The 2,889-nt window shown below is 35.6% G+C and carries 3 protein-coding genes; 2 read left to right on the top strand and 1 reads right to left on the bottom strand.

Going from position 1 to position 2,889, the window contains the following annotated elements:
• The coding region (locus BBH99_RS10895) for an endonuclease (protein WP_185111066.1) at positions 1 to 734 on the bottom strand (734 nt) is incomplete at its 3' end.
• Between the two features lie 192 nt (positions 735 to 926).
• Between BBH99_RS10895 and BBH99_RS10890 the strand changes: the two genes are divergently transcribed.
• The gene (locus BBH99_RS10890; protein ID WP_066695439.1) at positions 927 to 2,066 is read left to right on the top strand and encodes an acyl-CoA dehydrogenase family protein; all 1,140 of its coding nucleotides are present in this window, start codon (positions 927 to 929) and stop codon (positions 2,064 to 2,066) included.
• 17 nt (positions 2,067 to 2,083) lie between these two features.
• The gene (locus BBH99_RS10885) at positions 2,084 to 2,581 is read left to right on the top strand and encodes a DinB family protein (RefSeq protein WP_066695437.1); all 498 of its coding nucleotides are present in this window, start codon (positions 2,084 to 2,086) and stop codon (positions 2,579 to 2,581) included.
• The last annotated feature ends 308 nt before the right edge of the window (positions 2,582 to 2,889 follow it).

Genomic DNA, 2,889 nt, shown 5'->3' with positions numbered 1-2,889 from the left:
CTTTCTTCCGTACCATCAAGTGGACATTGGTCCGTTGCAGGGGTTATACTGTTTGAGGTTGTATAAGCCGTATTAAATGAGCCAAATTTACCTTCATATCTTACCGCAAAATATAATAAAGCTCTTGCAATATCCCCTTTAAACTCATTTATAGGCTCATAAACTCTTCCTGTATAGGGATAATTAGGGATGGCCGCATTGGATATTCTTGAACCGTTGGTAAAATTGTAATGGTTAACATTATTTCCTATTCCATATGGATAATTTCTCCTTAGCTGGTTGATTCTGGCATCAGTTGGTATAATGAAGTTCAGGTCTGAGAACATAGGATAATCACTGATGGTTTTACCTGTGTCTACAAGAAGAGTAGTAAATGTACTTTGTGGCATCATATGCTCCTTATTATAGCCCTGTCCTTCTCCACTCACTCCTGCTATCAATTGATTTACTTTATATTCGTATGCATCGGGTCCTGAAGGGATTTCAGAATAAATATCCAGTAAATATTCTGTATTGCTCGCATCATGATCATAGTATTTGTCCAGATCTGTTTGTGTGTAGAAAAGTTGAATCCCATCATAATGCCAGTTGATATTCTTTTCAGAGATAATATCATGAAGCTTAGATTTCAGGGCATAGCCAGTTAATCCGGTGGTTCCGTTATAATATCCGGCAGGAGCCTGTGCAGTGATAAACGAAGAAATCAAAATAATAGGAAATAGAATTTTTTTCATGCCTTAAAAATTGGGCAACTAAATTAGTAAAATAAAATACGTAAAAGTTTGAATATTTTATTAAGAATACATTAATTTTCAGAATATAAAAAATTGGAAATTAAAATATTGACCGCGAAACTATTATGGATGTAATAATTTTTTTTAGCATTCCGTCAATTTAATTATCTTTGGGAACTAACTATTATCTATATGAATACAGAGACAATTGACAACATCAAAATGATAGCGGAGACAGCTAGAGAATTTGCAGAGAAGAATATCCGACCGAATATTATGGAGTGGGATGAAAGCCAGACTTTTCCAAAAGACTTGTTTCACCAACTGGGAGAAATGGGTTTTATGGGAATTGTAGTTCCTGAGCAGTACGGAGGTTCCGGTTTAGGTTATCATGAGTACGTTACTATCCTGGATGAAATTTCTCAGGTAGATCCGTCTATTGGTCTTTCTGTAGCAGCGCACAACTCTCTTTGTACCAATCATATTTATGAATTTGGAAATGAAGAGCAAAGACACAAATGGCTTCCTCAGTTAGCTTCCGGAAAAGTAATCGGTGCTTGGGGATTAACAGAACACAACACTGGTTCAGATTCAGGAGGAATGTCTACCACTGCCGTAAAAGATGGGGATGAATGGATCATTAATGGTGCTAAAAACTTCATTACTCACGCTATTTCAGGTGATATTGCTGTAGTAATGACCAGAACAGGTGAGAAAGGAGCTAAGAATAACTCTACTGCTTTCGTTTTGGAAAAAGGAATGCCTGGGTTTACTTCAGGAAAAAAAGAAAATAAATTAGGAATGCGTGCTTCTGAAACCGCAGAATTAATTTTTGATAATGTACGTGTACCGGATTCTCACCGTTTAGGAGAAGTAGGTGAAGGTTTCAAGCAGGCTATGAAAATTCTTGACGGAGGTAGAATTTCTATCGCAGCATTAAGTTTAGGAACAGCAAGAGGAGCTTATAAAGCAGCTTTAAAATACGCTAAAGAAAGACATCAGTTCGGAAAATCAATCTCTGAATTCCAGGCTATTAACTTCATGTTAGCTGATATGGCTACAGAAATTGATGCTGCGGAACTTTTAATCCAAAGAGCTGCAACATTAAAAAATGCTAAACAGAAAATGACAAAAGAAGGAGCAATGGCCAAACTATACGCTTCTGAAGCTTGTGTAAGAATTTCTAATAATGCCGTTCAGATCTTTGGCGGATATGGATATACCAAGGACTTCCCTGCTGAAAAATTCTACAGAGATTCTAAGCTTTGTACGATTGGTGAAGGAACTTCTGAAATCCAGAGACTGGTTATTGGAAGAGATATTACAAAATAATTTTAACCCTCATACAAATGATTAAACAGGCACTTTTAGGTGAGTTTCTGCATGAAGCTGAAAACACCAGAAAAATTTTAAAAGCAATTCCTGACAGCGCATTAGACTGGAAACCCTCTGAAAAAAACTGGACAACAGGCCAGCTGGCTTCCCATATTGCAGAAGTTTATAACTGGTACGATCCTACCTTTAATCAGGATGTCTTTGACATGGGAACTTATCAGTATGATAAAGGTGATATTTCCAAAGCTGAAAATATTGTTGCAAAGTTTGAAGAAAATGTAGCTAAGGCGCAGAAGGCTTTGGAAAACTCTGATGAAAGCACTTATTTTAATGAATGGAAGATGGAAATGAATGGAAACACTCTTTTCCCTGCTTCACCAAAAATTCAGGTAGTAAGAGGTTTTCTTTATAATCATTTGTACCATCACAGAGGTGAGCTGGTTGTTTATTTAAGATCAACCGGAAATAAAGTTCCCGGACTTTACGGCCCTACTGCTGATGATATAAGATAGCTGAAAATTATTTTAACTGATAATGAATGACATGCGTAAATTACGTGTGTCATTTTTTCATTTTGGGACAATGTTAATTTAAAGATATTCAATGTATTGCATAATATGTTAAACGAATGCTCAAAAATTTTCTTAAAAATTTTTGTTTTTCGTAATATATTTTTTATTAATTTCGATTTACCATAATTAAAAACAAATATTTAATATGAAAAGACAATTAACCCTACTTGGTATGCTTCTTATTACAGGAGTTTCATTTGCACAGACTGACCGCCTTTGGTCTCAGGAATTTTCAAAAACCTCTTCAG

The organism is Chryseobacterium contaminans, from assembly GCF_001684955.1.
Lineage (GTDB): Bacteria > Bacteroidota > Bacteroidia > Flavobacteriales > Weeksellaceae > Chryseobacterium > Chryseobacterium contaminans.
The sequence above is the reverse complement of the archived record's forward strand: the minus strand, read 5'-3'. Positions and strand labels throughout refer to the sequence as shown.